At 65.3% G+C, this 15,820-nt stretch carries 15 protein-coding genes; 10 read left to right on the top strand and 5 right to left on the bottom strand.

Annotation, left to right across the window (positions count from 1 at the left end):
* Positions 1-70 precede the first annotated feature (70 nt).
* Genes ABWP92_RS11815 through apbC form a run of 3 tightly spaced genes read right to left on the bottom strand, consistent with a single transcriptional unit; the run spans position 71 to position 3,794 of the window.
* Positions 71-361, bottom strand: a complete 291-nt coding sequence (locus ABWP92_RS11815; RefSeq protein WP_353235581.1) for a hypothetical protein — start codon at positions 359-361, stop codon at positions 71-73.
* Complete coding sequence (locus tag ABWP92_RS11810) at positions 358-2,652, bottom strand: FdhF/YdeP family oxidoreductase (RefSeq protein ID WP_353235580.1); 2,295 nt, start codon at positions 2,650-2,652, stop codon at positions 358-360. Before ABWP92_RS11810 ends, ABWP92_RS11815 begins: the two co-directional genes overlap by 4 nt.
* Before the next feature lie 50 nt (positions 2,653-2,702).
* Positions 2,703-3,794 carry an iron-sulfur cluster carrier protein ApbC gene (apbC, locus tag ABWP92_RS11805; RefSeq protein WP_353235579.1) on the bottom strand — a complete coding sequence of 364 codons (1,092 nt, stop codon included), beginning with the start codon at positions 3,792-3,794 and terminating at the stop codon, positions 2,703-2,705.
* Positions 3,795-3,916: 122 nt separating this feature from the next.
* Here apbC and ABWP92_RS11800 point away from each other — a divergent pair, with 122 nt between their 5' ends.
* The 4 genes from ABWP92_RS11800 (at position 3,917) to ABWP92_RS11785 (ending at position 8,272) form a co-directional block, all read left to right on the top strand.
* The gene (locus ABWP92_RS11800) at positions 3,917-4,495 is read left to right on the top strand and encodes a restriction endonuclease (RefSeq protein ID WP_353235578.1); all 579 of its coding nucleotides are present in this window, start codon (positions 3,917-3,919) and stop codon (positions 4,493-4,495) included.
* 4 nt (positions 4,496-4,499) lie between these two features.
* Positions 4,500-5,762: a patatin-like phospholipase family protein gene (locus ABWP92_RS11795; RefSeq protein ID WP_353235577.1), complete on the top strand. Its 1,263-nt coding sequence runs from the start codon at positions 4,500-4,502 to the stop codon at positions 5,760-5,762.
* Between the two features lie 61 nt (positions 5,763-5,823).
* Positions 5,824-7,890, top strand: a complete 2,067-nt coding sequence (gene metG, locus ABWP92_RS11790) for a methionine--tRNA ligase (protein WP_353235576.1) — start codon at positions 5,824-5,826, stop codon at positions 7,888-7,890.
* 19 nt (positions 7,891-7,909) lie between these two features.
* Positions 7,910-8,272, top strand: coding sequence for a hypothetical protein (locus ABWP92_RS11785; RefSeq protein WP_353235575.1), 363 nt, complete (start codon positions 7,910-7,912; stop codon positions 8,270-8,272).
* A 36-nt stretch (positions 8,273-8,308) separates the two neighbouring features.
* Here ABWP92_RS11785 and bamE read toward each other — a convergent pair whose 3' ends face one another.
* Positions 8,309-8,809, bottom strand: coding sequence for an outer membrane protein assembly factor BamE domain-containing protein (bamE, locus tag ABWP92_RS11780; RefSeq protein ID WP_353235574.1), 501 nt, complete (start codon positions 8,807-8,809; stop codon positions 8,309-8,311).
* Between the two features lie 291 nt (positions 8,810-9,100).
* Here bamE and ABWP92_RS11775 point away from each other — a divergent pair, with 291 nt between their 5' ends.
* The 3 genes from ABWP92_RS11775 to ABWP92_RS11765 are packed head-to-tail and all read left to right on the top strand — an operon-like array spanning position 9,101 to position 10,616.
* Complete coding sequence (locus ABWP92_RS11775; RefSeq protein WP_353235573.1) at positions 9,101-9,304, top strand: DUF3460 family protein; 204 nt, start codon at positions 9,101-9,103, stop codon at positions 9,302-9,304.
* 53 nt (positions 9,305-9,357) lie between these two features.
* On the top strand, positions 9,358-10,221 hold the full coding sequence (locus ABWP92_RS11770) for a segregation and condensation protein A (RefSeq protein ID WP_353235572.1): 864 nt from the start codon (positions 9,358-9,360) through the stop codon (positions 10,219-10,221).
* Positions 10,222-10,256: 35 nt separating this feature from the next.
* Complete coding sequence (locus ABWP92_RS11765) at positions 10,257-10,616, top strand: 5-carboxymethyl-2-hydroxymuconate Delta-isomerase (RefSeq protein ID WP_353235571.1); 360 nt, start codon at positions 10,257-10,259, stop codon at positions 10,614-10,616.
* A gap of 74 nt (positions 10,617-10,690) precedes the next feature.
* On the opposite strand, the gene pabB is transcribed toward ABWP92_RS11765, so the two are convergent.
* On the bottom strand, positions 10,691-12,490 hold the full coding sequence (gene pabB / locus ABWP92_RS11760; protein WP_353235570.1) for an aminodeoxychorismate synthase component I: 1,800 nt from the start codon (positions 12,488-12,490) through the stop codon (positions 10,691-10,693).
* Positions 12,491-12,827: 337 nt separating this feature from the next.
* Here pabB and ABWP92_RS11755 point away from each other — a divergent pair, with 337 nt between their 5' ends.
* The 3 genes from ABWP92_RS11755 to ABWP92_RS11745 all read left to right on the top strand — a co-directional run.
* On the top strand, positions 12,828-13,574 hold the full coding sequence (locus ABWP92_RS11755; protein ID WP_353235569.1) for an enoyl-CoA hydratase/isomerase family protein: 747 nt from the start codon (positions 12,828-12,830) through the stop codon (positions 13,572-13,574).
* A 23-nt stretch (positions 13,575-13,597) separates the two neighbouring features.
* Entirely contained in the window at positions 13,598-14,575 is a 978-nt protein-coding gene (locus ABWP92_RS11750) for a Bug family tripartite tricarboxylate transporter substrate binding protein (RefSeq protein WP_353235568.1), read from the top strand.
* 45 nt (positions 14,576-14,620) lie between these two features.
* Positions 14,621-15,820 (top strand): CaiB/BaiF CoA transferase family protein (locus ABWP92_RS11745; protein WP_353235567.1); only part of this gene is annotated, 1,200 nt, incomplete at its 3' end.

Genomic DNA, 15,820 nt, shown 5'->3' with positions numbered 1-15,820 from the left:
ATCCCGATTGCACTCCAACGCGGCTGCGTAGAGATCGTAAACACGTTCTCAGGCGAGAGGCGCCGGAAGATCAGTCCGCGCCGCTGGCGCCCCGCTGCGCCAGCAGGCTGCGGCCCGCATCCGTCAGCGACACCGTCCAGCGGCCCTCGTCGTCATACAGATGCAGCAGCCCGGGCCCACGGCGGCCACCGATCTGCATATCACCGAGCAGCGCGGCCTCGCGCATCAGGGAGCTGGCGCTGGCATCCAGCATCTTGCACAGGCGGGACAGCGCGACGGGCGAGCCGCCGCGCTCGCGCTGCGCCGAATCGAGCGCCATGAGAATGCGCAGCGCAAGCGGCAGCCCGCTGGCGCCGCTCATGCCGCCACGGCCCGGTGCCGCTCGAGCACGACGGGTATCGATTTCGACGTGGGCGTGCCCGCATTCGCCGCCACCGCCGACAAAGGCACCAGCGGATTCGTCTCGGGATAATAGGCCGCCAGATTGCCGCGCGGAATATCGTAGGCCACCAGCCTGAAGCCGTCCGCGCGGCGTTCCTGTCCGTCATCCCACACGGTGCGGATGTCCACCCAGTCGCCGTCGTTCATGCCCAGCGCACGGATGTCCTGCGCATGGATGAACACCACGCGCCGCTGGCCGAAGACGCCGCGATACCGGTCGTCCATGCCGTAGATGGTGGTGTTGTACTGGTCGTGCGAACGCGTGGTGAGCAGGGTGAACACCATCGCGTCGCGCACCCGGCCGCGCGCGCGGTGTGACGGCGTATCGCGCGGCACATCGTGCGGCTGGAACGCCGCCTTGCCCAGCGGCGTGGCCCATACGCGCTCGCTGGCCGTGTTGCGCAGGCGAAAGCCGCCCGCGACGGCCACGCGCTCATTGAAGCGCGCGAAGTCGGGAAACACCTTTTCGATCTCGTCGCGGATGAGCGCATAGTCCTTGATGAGCTCAAGCCACTTCACGCGGCTTTGCCCGCCCAGCGTCGCATGAGCCAGCCGGGCCACGATGGCGGGCTCGGACAGCAGATGCTCCGAAGCGGGCGGATTGATGCCCATGGAGACATGCACCATGCTCATCGAATCCTCCACCGTCACGCCCTGCGGCCCGCCGTCCTGGACGTCGATCTCGGTGCGTCCCAGGCAAGGCAGGATCAACGCTTCGCGCCCGTGCACCACATGGCTGCGGTTGAGCTTGGTGGCCACATGCACCGTGAGGTCGCAGCGCCGCAGCGCCTTCCAGGTCTCGCAGGTATCCGGCGTGGCGGCCGCGAAGTTGCCGCCCAGCGCGAAGAACACCCTGGCCTGTCCATCGCGCATGCGCCCGATGGCCTCGACGGTGTCCACGCCGTTCTTGCGCGGCGGCTCGAACCCGTAGACGTCGCGCAGCCTGTCGAGCAGCGCGGCGGGCGGCTTTTCCCAGATGCCCATGGTCCGGTCGCCCTGCACGTTGCTGTGCCCGCGCACCGGGCAGGCCCCTGCGCCGGGCCTGCCGATGTTGCCGCGCAGCAGGAGCAGGTTCACGATCATCTGGATGGTCGCCACCGAATGCATGTGCTGCGTGATGCCCATGCCCCAGCAGGCGATCACGCTTTCAGCGCCGATGTAGACATCGGCTGCGGTGCGCATCTGCGCCTCGCTCAGGCCGGACTCTTCCTCCAGCACCCGCCAATCCTGCGCGCGCAGGCATTCGGCGAGCTGCGCATAACCCGCCGTATGTTCTTCGATGAATGCGAGATCGAGCACATCCCCACGCTGGCCGTGCTGCTCGATCACATGTTTCATCATGCCGCTGACCGCCGCCAGATCGCCACCCACGCGCAACTGGAAATAGTGCGTGCTGATGGGCGTCGCGCCCAGCATCGCCATCTCCAGCTTGTCCTGCGGATCGGCGAACCGCTCCAGCCCGCGTTCGCGCAACGGATTGAAGCTCACGATGCGCGCGCCGCGCCGATGCGCCGCGCGCAGTTCGCCCAGCATGCGCGGATGGTTGGTTCCGGGATTCTGGCCGAAGATGAAGATGGCGTCGGCGCGCTCGAAATCGGCCAGCTCCACCGTTCCCTTGCCCACGCCGATCTGCGGGCGCATCGCGCTGCCGCTGGGCTCGTGGCACATGTTGGAGCAGTCGGGGAAATTGTTGGTGCCGAACTCGCGCACGAACAACTGGTAGAGAAACGCCGCCTCGTTGCTGGTGCGTCCCGAGGTGTAGAAGATCGCCTGATCAGGGTCATCCAGCGCCTTGAGATGCCGCGCGACCAGCGCGAACGCGTCGTCCCAGGAGATGGGCCTGTAGCGATCGTCCCGCGCGTCATACGCCATGGGGTGGGTGAGGCGGCCCTGGTCTTCGAGCCAGAAGTCGCTTTGCCCGGCCAGTTCGCTCACCGTGTGCCGGGCGAACAGCCCGGGATCCGCGCGCCGCGCCGTGGCCTCGGCGGCCACCGCCTTCACGCCGTTTTCGCAGAACTCGAAGGTGGAGGCGTGATTGCGGTCCGGCCAGGCGCAGCCGGGGCAGTCGAAGCCGTCGGGCTGATTGGCCGCCAGCAGCGTCCTGGCTCCCTTGATCGGAATGTTCTGCGCCAGCAGCGTGTTCTTCACGCTGTTGAGCGCGCCCCAGCCGCCTGCGGGGCCGGTGTAAAACTCGATCTTCTCTTCCTTCAAGGCCGTCTCCTTGCCTGCCCGCGCGCATGCGCCCCGGCGCTTTGCGGCGCTCAGGTGTTCTTGCTGACCGTGATCGTCGGGAACCTGGACGAGAAGTCTTTCGCCTGACCGGCGATCTTCACCGCCACGGAGCGCGCGATCGATTTGTAGATCTTCGCCACGTCGCCCTCGGGGTCGGCGACGACGGTCGGCTTGCCGCTGTCCGCCTGCTCGCGGATCGACACCGCCAGGGGCAGCGCGCCCAGATAGTCGATGCCGAACTTCTCCGCCATCTTCCTGCCGCCGTCCACGCCGAAGATGTGCTCCGCATGGCCGCACTGGCTGCAGACATGCACGGCCATGTTCTCGACCAGCCCCAGGATGGGCACGTTGACCTTCTGGAACATGTTGATGCCCTTCTTGGCGTCGAGCAGCGCGATGTCCTGCGGCGTGGTCACGATCACCGCGCCAGTCAACGGCACCTTCTGCGACATGGTGAGCTGGATGTCGCCGGTTCCGGGCGGCATATCCACCACCAGGTAATCCAGGTCCTGCCAGCGCGTTTGCATGATGAGCTGCTCCAGCGCCTGGCTGGCCATGGGGCCGCGCCAGATCATGGCCTGCTCCTCGTCCACCAGGAAGCCGATGGAGTTGATCTGCAGGCCCATGCTGCGCTTGGGCTCCATGAGCTTGCCGTCCAGGCTCTCGGGCTTGCCCGACGTGTTGGTCATCAGCGGCTGGCTGGGGCCGTAGATGTCCGCGTCCAGCAGGCCGACATTCGCGCCCTCCGCCGCCAGCGCCAGCGCCAGGTTGACGGCGGTGGTGCTCTTGCCCACGCCGCCCTTGCCCGACGCCACGGCGATGATGTTCTTCACGCCCGGCAGCAGTTGCACCCCGCGCTGGACGGTGTGCGCGATGATCTTGCTGATGATGTTGACCGACACGTTCCCGACACCGGCCATCCCCTTGACCGCGCCAACCAGCTGCTGGCGCAGCTCGGGCACCAGGCTCCTGGCGGGATAACCGATTTCCACGTCGAAGGCGACGTCGCCGCCGTTGATCGACACGTTGCGCACCGCGCGCGTGCTCACATAATCCTTACCGCTGTAGGGGTCACGAACCTGGGCGAGAGCCTCCATGAGACCCTGTTCAGTAATGGCCATACTTCATTTACTCCTGAGTAGTCGGGTAGTCTATCGAAGCCGAGTGCCATATGCTGGTCCATGGCATTACAGAACTCCTTCCCGTTTCCAACATCAAAGCTAGGTTTCCAGTGAAATTGAAGATGGCACAGAACTCCCTGTTCGCGATTCTCCTGCGTTCGCCATGGTGGATCAGTTTTGCCGTGGTGCTCGTGATCGCGGCCGTTTGCGGCGCCTTTCTGCCGCGCGAAGTGGCGCCGTTCGGGGCGCTGGGCGCCTTGCCCATCTTCGTGATCGGCTGCGTGGCGGCATGGCGGCAATTGCGCGCGCCCAGCAGCACGAGCCTGCACAGCATGCGCGCGCAGGCGGCCTCCATGTCGTGGAAGGATTTTTCCACCGCGCTCGAGTCCGCCTGGCAGAGCGAAGGCCAGCAAGTGAGCCGGGTGCAGGGAAACGGCCAGGCGGCCGATCTGCGGCTCGAAAAAAACGGAGCCGTCACGCTGGTGAGCGCCCGCCGCTGGAAAGCCGTCAGCCACGGCGTGGAGCCGCTGCGCGAGCTGCGCGACGCCGTCGAGCGGCAGAAGGCCGATCACGGCGTCTATGTGGTGCTGCAAGGCGCGCTGACCGAGAACGCACGCGCCTTCGCCAACGAATGCGGCCTGCTGCTGCTCGAGGGCGATGCCCTTGCCGCCATGCTGCTCAAGTCCCGGGGCCGCCGATAAGCCCATGAGCGATCATCACAGCCCGACGACAGGCCTGGTCCTCTCTGGCGGCGGCGCGCGCGCGGCCTACCAGACCGGCGTGCTCGAAGCCATTGCGGATTTGCGCATCGCCTGCGGGCTGCCGCGCCGCAACAGCCCGTTCCAGATACTCTGCGGCACGTCGGCCGGGGCCATCAACGCCTCGGCGATCGCCTGTGGCGCCGACCATTTCGACGACACCGTGCGCCATCTCGCCAGGATATGGCGGAATTTCCAGGCCTCGCACGTGTACCGCGCGGACTCCCTGAGCGTGCTGCGCAGCGGCGCCCACTGGCTGACGCTGCTCTCGCTGGGCTGGACCGTCGCGCGCTGGCGCAAGGCCAATCCGCACGCCCTGCTGAACAACCAGCCGCTGGCGGAACTGCTGGCCGAGCAGATCCGCCTGGACCGCCTGCCCGGGCTGATCCAGGACGGCCACCTGAGCGCCCTGGCGGTGACCGCCTCCAGCTACACCACGGGCGAGCACATCACCTTCTACCAGTCGCACGACGCGCGCCCCCCGTGGATACGCTCGCAGCGCAAGGCCGTGCGCACCCGCATGACCCACGCGCACCTGCTGGCCTCCTCGGCCATTCCCTTCATCTTTCCCGCGCGCGCGGTCAACTATGACGGGCAGATGCACTACCTGGGCGACGGCTCCATGCGCCAGACCGCGCCCATCGCGCCCGCCATCCACCTGGGGGCCGACCGCATACTGGTGGTGGGCTCCGGACGCATGAAGGAGCCGGAAGCCGTCGTCCCGCGCGGCGTGGAGCCGGCCTACCCCTCGCTCGCCCAGATCGGGGGCCACGCCCTGTCGAGCATCTTCCTGGATGCCCTTTCGGTGGACATCGAGCGCGCCGAACGCGTCAACCAGACCCTGTCGCTCATTCCGCCCGAGGCCCGCGCGCACAGCCCGCTGCGGACCCTGAACCTCCTGGTGCTCACCCCCAGCGAACGCATCGACGAGATCGCCTCGCGCCATATCCACGAACTGCCCGGCACCATCCGGGCGCTGCTGGGCACGGTCGGCGTGAAAGAGCCCGAACCCGGGCAGGCGCTGGCGGGCGCCGGCGGCGCGGCGCTGGCAAGCTATCTGCTGTTTGAAGCGGGCTTCACCAACGAGCTGATGGCGCTCGGGCACAAGGACGTGGACACCAAGAAGGAAGAGATCTGCGCCTTCTTCGGCTGGACGCCGCCCCGCCCCAAATCCACCGGATACAACGAATACCAGCACCAATTAGAATAGAAGGTTCCGCCGCGATCCGCGCTCCAGCCGCATTTCGCAGGCTCACCGAAAGTTTGAACCAATGACTGCACGCAAGATATTCGTCACGACCGCGCTGCCGTACGCCAACGGCAACTTCCACATCGGCCACATCATGGAATACATCCAGGCCGATACCTGGGTGCGCGCGCAGCGAATGCAGGGCAATGCGGTGAACTTCGTGGGCGCCGACGACGCACACGGCGCGCCCATCATGATTGCCGCCGAGAAGGCAGGCAAGACGCCCCAGCAGTTCGTGGCCGATATCGCTGCTGGCCGCAAGCAGTATCTCGACGGCTTTCACATCGCCTTCGACAACTGGAGCAACACGGACAGCCCCGAAAACCACGAGCTGTCCAAAGAGATCTATCTCGACCTGAAGAAGGCCGGCTTCATCGAAACGCGCACCATCGAGCAGTTCTTCGACCCCGAGAAGAACATGTTCCTGCCCGACCGCTTCATCAAGGGCGAATGCCCGCGCTGCCACGCCAAGGACCAGTATGGCGACAACTGCGAAGTCTGCGGCGCGGTGTACGCGCCCACCGAGCTGATCGAGCCGTACTCGGCGCTCTCGGGCGCCAAGCCGGTGCTCAGGACGTCCGAACATTTCTTCTTCAAGCTCTCCGATCCGCGCTGCGTGGAGTTCCTGAGCGAATGGACCCAGAACGGGCAGCACGTGCAACCGGAGGTCGCCAACAAGATCAAGGAATGGTTCGGCGTGCGCACCAACCCGGACGGCAGCACCAGCGAAGGCCTGGACGACTGGGACATCAGCCGCGATGCCCCCTATTTCGGCATCGAGATCCCGGACGCGCCGGGCAAGTACTTCTATGTGTGGCTGGATGCGCCGGTCGGCTATCTCGCCTCGCTCAAGGAACTGCTGGGCCGCCGCGGCGAAGACTATGCGAGCTACATGGCCGACCCGGCGCTGGAGCAGTACCACTTCATCGGCAAGGACATCATCACCTTCCACACGCTGTTCTGGCCCGCGATGCTGAAGTTCAGCGGCCGCAAGACGCCGACCCGGATCTGCGTGCACGGCTTCATGACCGTGAACAACGGCGAGAAAATGAGCAAGAGCCGCGGCACGGGCCTGGACCCGCTCAAGTACCTGAGCCTGGGCATGAACCCCGAATGGCTGCGCTATTACCTGGGCGCCAAGCTCAACGGCAAAAATGAGGACATCGACTTCAACCCCGAGGACTTCATGGCGCGCGTGAATGCCGACCTGATCGGCAAGTACGTGAACATCGCGTCGCGCGCGGCGGGCTTTCTCGTCAAGCGCTTTGGCGGCAAGCTCGGTGAAATGAGCCAGGACGGGCAGGAGCTGATCGCCCGGCTGCGCGAGCAAAAGGACGACATCGTCGCGGCCTACGAAAACCGCGACACCTCCCGCGCGGTGCGCGAGGTCATGCTGCTGTGCGACCGCGTGAACGCCTACGTGGACGCCAACAAGCCCTGGGAGCTGGCAAAGAAGGAGGGGATGGAGACCCGCCTGCAGGACGTGTGCACCACCTGCATCGAAGCCTTCCGCATCCTCACCATCTACCTCAAGCCCATCCTGCCGCAGGTTGCCGCCGAGGTGGCGAACTTCCTGATCGTGCCGCCGGAAGCGTTTGCCGACATCGGCAGGCCGCTGGGCAAGGACCACCAGATCGGCGAGTACAGGCACCTGATGCAGCGCGTCGACGCCAAGCAGCTGGACGCCCTGTTCGAGCCCCCCGCGCCGGTGGTCCAGGCCGTGCTGCCCGGCGGCGAGGAAATCGCGCCCACCATCAAGATCGACGACTTCGCGAAGATCGATCTGCGGATCGCCAGGATCGTCGAATGCAAGGCGGTGGAAGGCTCCACCAAGCTGCTGCAGCTCACGCTGGATGTGGGCGAAGGCCGCATGCGCAATGTCTTCAGCGGCATCAGCAGCATGTACAGGCCGGAGCAGCTCGAAGGCAAGCTGACCGTGATGGTCGCCAACCTCGCGCCGCGCAAGATGAAGTTCGGCGTGAGCGAAGGCATGGTACTGGCGGCCAGCCACGCGGATGAAAGCGCGAACCCCGGCATCTACGTGCTCGAACCGTTCCCGGGCGCGACGCCGGGCATGCGCATTCATTGACCCGCCGCCGCCCGCGAGCATGACGGATCAACAGCCCCTCGGCTCCCGCAGGCGAGGGGCTTTTTCATGGGCCGCCGCCGCATTCGCCGCCAGTGCGCTCGCCGGATGCACGGTGGTCAGCGTCACCACGTCCGTGGTCGGACTGGCCGCAGGCGCGGCGATAGGCACCGTCAAGATCGTGGGCAAGGGTATCGGCAAGGCGGCCGACGCCATGCTCGATGGGGATGAGGAAAAGGACGACGGCAGCGGAATCCGCATCCGCTACAGGGAGTCGTCGCACGATGCCCACGAAGCGCATGATGAGCCACCGGGGGATGGCCTCTCCCCGGCCCGCCCGCCGGACTCCGGCTGGCCGGCCAACGTGCAAAACCCGGCGCAATGAATGCGCGCGCGGCCGGCTCCGCGCACTGCGGCGGCATCAGGGCCCGTCGTGCAGTTTCTCGGCGCTGTAGCTGTTCTTCACCCGATTGTCCGGCCCGAACACCACCGTGAAGTGCATCTGGCGCGTGGGCGGATCGATCCAGTTCCAGTCCCATTCCGTGGTCTGCTTGAGCTGGTAGGGCACCACCTTGGCGGGCATGCCCAGCGTGCGGCGCACCTGCTCCTGGCTCATGCCCGGCTGGATCTTCTCGAAATTGTGCGGCGCCAGCACCTGGCGCAGCGCGCTCATCTTGCCGTCCACGCCGATGGTGATCATGTAGTTGCGCGCGCCCATGGGCTGGCGGTTGTACTCCAGCGTGCGCGAGCCGTCGGACTCCCGCCAGATGTACTCGGGCTCGCCGAACCGGGCGCGCACATCCACCTCGGTGGAGACGCCCTCCTCCAGCTCCCTGATGCGCTGGTCGTCACATCCCGTGAGCATCGCCGCCACCGCCAGAGCCGCCGCCAAACCCGCGCGCGCCATGCGCATCAATGCCATGAGGTTTCCTTCCTGTTGGTTCAGTCGAATCCATAGCCGCCATTGTGATTCTCCATGAATCATCGTGCAGACAGCGGATCTTAGAATGCATTGCGCCCCCAGTCCGGCAGGCAAGCCAGCTCCAACGAATGTTTGCAGTTCCACCGGAGACACGAAGCCTTGTTATCAAAAACAGAGCACCCCCGGCCCGCCGAGCGCAGCCGCACCCATGGCCCCGCTCGCGGGCTAAAATAGCGGGTTCAATTCCTTTGTCCCCACCCGCGCATGCCGCGCGTCACGAAAAACAAAGCCATGTCCTTCTTCCGCCGCCCCGACTATCAATCCGACACCACGCAGTTCATCAACAAGCTCAAGGAACAAAAACCCGAGCTGGACACGCAGCAGCAGGCGGGCCGCGCGCTGCTGTGGGACAAACAGGTCGACCGCGACATCTGGAAGGAATACAACGAAGGCCGTGTCGCGCAGAAGCCCTATGTCTATCAGACCAACACCTGATGCCGCGCCCATGTCCGCGCTGAGCTGACACGACATTCCGCCGGCGCGCACCCATGGCCGATAACGATCCCTCCATCACCGAAGACGAGACCGCCACGCGCACGTCCGGCGCCGATGGCCTGCCCGAAGTCATCGACCAGGTGGCGCTCGCACGCCTTTACGGCGAGCCGCTGTTCGCGCTGCCGCAGGATCTGTACATCCCGCCCGACGCGCTCGAGATCTTTCTGGAGGCCTTCGAAGGCCCGCTCGACCTGCTGCTCTATCTGATCCGCAAGCAGAACTTCAACATCCTCGACATCCCGATGCTCAAGGTCACCCAGCAGTACCTGAGCTACGTGGAGGAGATCCGCAGCCGCAACCTCGAGCTGGCCGCCGAGTATTTGCTGATGGCCGCCATGCTCATCGAGATCAAGTCGCGCATGCTGCTGCCGCCCAAGAAGCAGGAGGGTGCCGAGGAGCCGGAAGACCCCCGTGCCGAACTGGTGCGCAGGCTGCTGGAGTATGAGCAGATGAAGCTCGCCAGCCAGCGCCTGAACGCCCTGCCGCAGTACGGGCGGGATTTCCTGCGCGCCCAGGTCTATATCGAGCAAAGCCTGCAGCCACGGTTTCCTGACGTGGAGCTGGCCGATCTGCAGGATGCCTGGCGCGACATCCTCAAGCGCGCCAGGCTCGTTCAGCACCACAAGATCACGCGCGAGGAGCTCTCCGTGCGCGAGTACATGAGCAACGTGCTCAAGACCCTGCAAGGCCGCCGCTTCGTGGAGTTCGAGGAGCTGTTCCAGCCCGAGAAGGGCAGCACCGTGCTGGTAGTCACCTTCATCGCGCTGCTGGAACTGGCAAAGGAAACACTCATCGAGATCACGCAGGCGGAGGCGTTCGCGCCCATATACGTACGCCTGGCCTATACGCCCGCCTGATTCACAACGATTCCATTTTCAAGGAGATTCCCGCCATGCCCCATCTCGTCATCGATTTCAGCGCCAACCTCAGCGACTTCCCGGAAGCCCTGATCCTCAAGGAAGTGAATGCCTCGCTGTGCGCCAGCCCCGAGGTCAAGGATGAGGCCGACTTGAAGAGCCGCACCAATCGCATCGCGCATTTCGAGATCGGAACCCAGCCGGACAACCGCGGATTCGTGCATGCGCAGCTTCGCCTGCTCGCCGGCCGCACACCGCAGGCCAAGCAGGATCTGGCCGAACGCATCGCCGTGGTATTGCGCAAGCATACGCCCCAGCCGCCAGGCATGCTGGTGCAGTTGAGCGTCGAGATTCTCGACATGGATCGCGCAAGCTACGTCAAGGAACGTCTGTAAGCAGCGCCATCGCGCGGATGAACCGGGCGCGGGCTTGGGCCTGCCCCCGTGCTTCCCGCTCGATGGCCTCCCGCTCAATGGTCGGCTGGAGAATCCCCATGCAGTTCGGCGTCCAGCCAGCCGCGCAGGCTGTTGATGAACGCCCATGACCGGACCTTGCGCGCGTCCCGCAGCGACACGACACGCTCGCTCACCCGCCCCGATTCAAGCGCCAGCGCGCGGCCCACGCCCGGCAGCAGGCCGCAGGAAAGCGGCGGCGTGACCCAGTCTCCGTTCTCCAGCCGCATGGCGACATTGCCGCGCGTGCATTCGGTGATTTCCCCCGCTTCGTTCCACAGGATCACATCGAACAGACCGGATTGCGGCGCGGGCTCGAAGGCCGCATAGTGCCCTCGGCGCGTCGTCTTGTGGCGTACGAAATCGCTGTGCGCGGCAGCAAACGGACGATCCGCGAGAGCCAGCCTCACCGGCTGGGCGGTCTGCGCAAGCGCAAACGCCTGCGCCTCGAAAACGCCCCCGTCGGCGAGCAGCAGGCGCACGCGCCAGTCCCCTTGCGGATGAGCGCCGCGCAACGCATCCAGCGCCTGCGCGATGGCCTGCTCCGGCCATGCGAGATGAAAGTGCCCCGCCGACGCACGCATGCGCGCCAGATGTCTTTCGGCATTCTGCAACTCACCGTTTTTCAACCCCAGCGTCTCCAGCACCCGAAGCGGCGGCAGCGCGCGGTCGATGAACGCCCGCTTGTGCTTCCACTCCCGCCACTCCTCGTCCGCGCTCGCGCTGGCCGTGATGCCGCTGCCGATGCCGCAGCGCACGAAACCATCCCGAATGCTGAGCGTGCGGATGGGTACGTTGAAGGTCGCGCGCAGGCTGCCCTTGTCCGGCCCCGGACGCACCACGCCAAGCGCACCGCAATAGATGCCGCGCGGCTCCTGCTCGAGTTGCGCGATCATCCGCATGGCCTGCACCTTGGGCGCGCCAGTGACCGAGCCGCAGGGAAACAGCGCGGCAAACACATCCGCCAGGCGCGTCCCCTGCCTGGTGCGCGCGGTGACGTCCGACGTCATCTGCCACACGGTCGGCAGCGCCTCGACATGGAACAGGCGCGGAACCCGCACGCTGTGCGGCACGGCGATGCGTGAAACGTCATTGCGCAGCAGATCCACGATCATCACGTTTTCAGCACGCTCCTTCGGTGACGCCCGCAGATGCTCCGCCAGCGCGGCATCCTCCTGCCGCGTGGCGCCACGCATCGCGGTGCCCTTCATCGGACGGGCCAGAAGCGCCTCGCCGTCCCAGTCGAAAAACAGTTCGGGCGAAAGGCTGAGGATGTATTCATCGCCCCACCCCATGCCCGCGATGTAGCCGCCGGGCTGAGCTTCACGCAAGGCATCGAACAAGGCCTGCGCCGAGCCCCTGAGCAAGCCTTGCAGCGGCGCCGTGTAGTTGACCTGATAACACTCGCCCGCCGCGATCGCCGCATGTATGCGCTCGATATCCCGAGTGAAGGCCGCTCGCGATTGCTCGGCATGCGCACCCTGCATCCAGTGGACATGGGCCAGCCCGGCCTGGGCGCCATCCGCATCCACGACGCCGCCATCGGGCGCATCGTATTGCGCGAACCAGGCAAGCGGCAGGCCGCTGCGCGGAGCGTGCGTGACAAAGGCGTGATCGAACGCGCGCGCCGCCTCGTATGCGAGACCGCCCACACACCAGCCGCCCTCGCGCGCGGCACGCTCCACGGCGTCGAGAACCTCAGGGACTTCTTCGGGCGCATTCGCCTGCCACACGCGCACCGGGCTTCCAAAGCGCCAACGCATGCGCGGCGCGCCAGGATCGCGCGGTTCCGGGAAATCGATCTGGGTGTTCAGCATGGGGCCGGGATTATTCCACGTCCGCGATGGGCCGCGCCATGAATCCCGCACCCGCCGCACGGCGGATTCATGCACCCGCCCCTCCTTTGACCTTCGCGCGCCATGCGCCCTCTCTGCGTTGGCATCCCATCCACAGGACCCACGCCACCCCCGCTTCACGGACCTGCAGGGTAAACACCGACGGGTAAATATTGACGCATCGACTTCACTGTTTGAGAATAAAAAATATGAAATGCAGTTCTACTATTTAGAACACAAACATCAGGCAACGCAAAGCCGTGTCGCCAGGCGGCCGCGTTCACACCAAGCTTTTCATCCCATCATCTTGTGAGGACCTATGGATAACCTTGTCATCGTCGAAAACAAACCCAACGGAGTCACGCTGCTGACGATCAACCGCGAGAAGAAGCGCAACGCCATCTGCTCCAGGACAGCCGTTGCCCTGCAACAGGCGCTGCGGGAATTCGAGGAGTCCAGCCGGCAGCGCGTGGCGGTCATCACCGGATCGGGCAACGAGGCCTTCAGCGCCGGGGCCGACGTCAACGACGTGCCGGAACTCTGGCGCTGCATTCCCAGCGTGGGCGTGGATTGCGAGAAGCCGGTGATCGCCGCCGTGGCGGGCTGGTGCGTTGGCGGAGGCATGATTCTTCCGATGATGTGCGATCTCATCATCGCCGCCGAGAACGCCAGATTCTCTTATCCGGAGGCCAAGCTGGGACTCACGCAGGGAATGATTGCGGGCCTGGCCGCGCGCATCCCGCATAAGGTGGCCATGGACGTCATGCTGCGCGCGCGCGTTCTGGATGCCAGGCGCGCATACGAAGTCGGCATGGTCAACGATCTGGTGCCGACCGGCACGCAGGTCGAGTACGCATTGGACGTGGCCGCGGAGATGGCGCAGATGGCCCCGCTCGTGCTCAGGACGCTCAAGCGCTTCGTCATCCGCGACATCCTCCCCACCGGCAGCACCGAGGCCTTCGGGCGCTACCGGCGCGAAGCCGAGATCGTGGCCAGGAGCAACGACTTCGAGGAAGGTTTTGCATCCTTCAAGGAAAAGCGCAAGCCCGTGTTCACCGGCACCTGACAACACCATCCAAGGAGACAACCATGCTGAACAAACGCCAATTTTCCTGTCTGTTGCTGGCCACGCTGGCCCTTGCCGGCTCGCACGCGCGGGCGGACGAGAGCTTTCCCAGCAAGCCGCTGAAAATCATCGTTCCCTTTCCGCCCGGGGGCACCTCCGACAGCGTTGCCCGCATCATGGCGACGGGAATGCAAAAGCGACTTGGCCAGCCGGTCATCGTCGAGAACAAGCCCGGGGCAGGAACGGTCATCGGTAACGATTACGTGGCCAAGAGCAAGCCGGACGGCTACACGATTCTCTGGGGCGCCACTCCCTTTGCGATCAACGACAGCCTCGTCGGCGAGAAACTGCCTTACAAGACCCTCAAGGATTTCCAGCCCGTGATCGATCTCGTGGCCATGCCGCTCGTGATGATCGTGAAGAACGATTCACCGTTCAAGACGCTGCAGGATCTGATCGACTACGCAAAGAAGAACCCGGGCAAGCTGTCCTATGGGTCCTCGGGCAACGGGGGCTCGCCGCACCTGGCGATGGAACTCTTCAAATCCAAGGCGGGCGTGCAGATCAACCACGTTCCCTACAAGGGAAGCGCCCCTTCCGTGCTCGACCTTATCGCGGGCCAGACGGACGTGGTCATCGATACGGTGTTTCTCACCATGCCGCAGGTCCAGGCAGGCAAGGCCAGGGCGCTGGGGCAGACCGCCCGCGTGCGCGCCGACATCATCAAGGACATTCCCACCATGGAGGAGGCCGGTTTGTCGGGCTATGAAGCGACGTCCTGGATGAATTTCTACGTCGCCGCGGGAACGCCGAAGAATATCGTCAACAGGCTGCATGACGTGTCGGCGGACGTGCTCGCCGAGCCTGATGTGAAGAAGTACCTGACCGAGCAGGGCGTGAGCATCACCGGGGGATCGGTGGCCGATGCCGAAAGGACGCTTCAGCAGGAAATCGAGAAGTGGGGGCAGGTTGTGCGCTCCTCCGGAGCCAGGACGGATTGAAGCGCCACGGCGTATTCCATCCATTCCAACCGCGAGGGACTTTGCATGTCATTCAATTCATCCGAACCGCCCCGGCCCGGCCAGCCCGCGGGACCGCTGGCTTCGCTGCGCGTGCTGGATCTGGGCACCATGGTGGCCGGGCCCGTGGCGTGCACCTACCTGTCGGACTTTGGCGCGGAAGTCATCAAGGTCGAACAGCCCGGAACCGGTGATACCTTGAGAGGACTCGGCCCGTTCAAGGACGGAGAGAGTCTCTGGTGGAACGTGGAGGGCCGCAACAAGAAGTCGGTCACCATCGATCTGCGCAAGCCCGCCGGGCAGGAACTGCTCAAGCGCCTCGTGCGCGAGGCGGACGTGGTCGTCGAGAACTTCCGTCCCGGCACGCTCGAAGGCTGGAACCTCGGATACGACGAGCTCGCCAAGGCCAACCCCCGGCTGGTCATGCTCAGTGTTTCCGGGTTCGGCCAGACCGGCCCCTATGCCAGAAGAGCCGGATACGACCGGATGGGCCTGGCTTTCAGCGGCGTCATGGGCATCACCGGGACGCCCGACGCGCCGCCGGTGCGCGTGGGCATCTCGGTGGCGGACTATTCGACCGCCACTCTGGGCGCGTTCGCGGTGATGATGGCCCTGTACCACCGTGACCTGCACGGCGGGCAGGGGCAGCAGATCGACCTGTCGCTCTACGAAACCATGTTCCGCTTCACCGACAACATGGTCAGCGCGTTCGACCAGCTCGGCATCGCGCGCAAGCGCACCGGCAACGTGCATCAGGCGGCCGCCCCGGGCAACAACTTTGAAACGCGGGATGGCCGCTTCATCGTGATGACCATCTCGGGCGACACCCTGTTCAGGAAGCTCTGCCTTGCACTGGACAGGCCGGATATGATCGAGGATCCGCGCTTGCAGGGCCATGCCGCCCGCTGGCAGCAGGTGCACGAGCTCAACGCCATCGTGGCGCAGTGGATGGCGGCCAGAGACGCCCGGGACATCACGGACAGGCTGGACGAGTACGGCGTTCCCTACTCGATCGTGTATTCGGTCGAGGACATCCTGGCCGATCCGCACTACCGCGCGCGCGGCAACATCATCGAAGTGGATCATCCGCAACTGGGGCCTGTGAAGATGCAGGGCGTCGTGCCCCGCCTGTCCGGAACCCCGAATGCGCCTCCGCGCGCGGCACCGGCGCTGGGAGCGGACAACGAAGCCGTGTTCATGGAGCTTCTCGGCCTGGAACGCGCCACG

Origin of the sequence: Diaphorobacter ruginosibacter (genome assembly GCF_040396215.1) — a bacterium.
Lineage (GTDB): Bacteria > Pseudomonadota > Gammaproteobacteria > Burkholderiales > Burkholderiaceae_C > Diaphorobacter_A > Diaphorobacter_A ruginosibacter_A.
Note: the sequence above shows the minus strand (reverse complement) of the source record. Positions and strands in the feature narration are given on the sequence as shown.

Coding starts and splice junctions, on each gene's coding strand:
- pabB (WP_353235570.1), bottom strand. CDS start 12,490: ATGCTGAACACCCAGATCGATTTCCCGGAACCGCGCGATCCTGGCGCG.
- ABWP92_RS11770 (WP_353235572.1), top strand. CDS start 9,358: ATGGCCGATAACGATCCCTCCATCACCGAAGACGAGACCGCCACGCGC.
- ABWP92_RS11755 (WP_353235569.1), top strand. CDS start 12,828: ATGGATAACCTTGTCATCGTCGAAAACAAACCCAACGGAGTCACGCTG.
- ABWP92_RS11775 (WP_353235573.1), top strand. CDS start 9,101: ATGTCCTTCTTCCGCCGCCCCGACTATCAATCCGACACCACGCAGTTC.
- ABWP92_RS11785 (WP_353235575.1), top strand. CDS start 7,910: ATGACGGATCAACAGCCCCTCGGCTCCCGCAGGCGAGGGGCTTTTTCA.
- apbC (WP_353235579.1), bottom strand. CDS start 3,794: ATGGCCATTACTGAACAGGGTCTCATGGAGGCTCTCGCCCAGGTTCGT.
- ABWP92_RS11815 (WP_353235581.1), bottom strand. CDS start 361: ATGAGCGGCGCCAGCGGGCTGCCGCTTGCGCTGCGCATTCTCATGGCG.
- ABWP92_RS11750 (WP_353235568.1), top strand. CDS start 13,598: ATGCTGAACAAACGCCAATTTTCCTGTCTGTTGCTGGCCACGCTGGCC.
- ABWP92_RS11765 (WP_353235571.1), top strand. CDS start 10,257: ATGCCCCATCTCGTCATCGATTTCAGCGCCAACCTCAGCGACTTCCCG.
- bamE (WP_353235574.1), bottom strand. CDS start 8,809: ATGGCATTGATGCGCATGGCGCGCGCGGGTTTGGCGGCGGCTCTGGCG.
- metG (WP_353235576.1), top strand. CDS start 5,824: ATGACTGCACGCAAGATATTCGTCACGACCGCGCTGCCGTACGCCAAC.
- ABWP92_RS11800 (WP_353235578.1), top strand. CDS start 3,917: ATGGCACAGAACTCCCTGTTCGCGATTCTCCTGCGTTCGCCATGGTGG.
- ABWP92_RS11795 (WP_353235577.1), top strand. CDS start 4,500: ATGAGCGATCATCACAGCCCGACGACAGGCCTGGTCCTCTCTGGCGGC.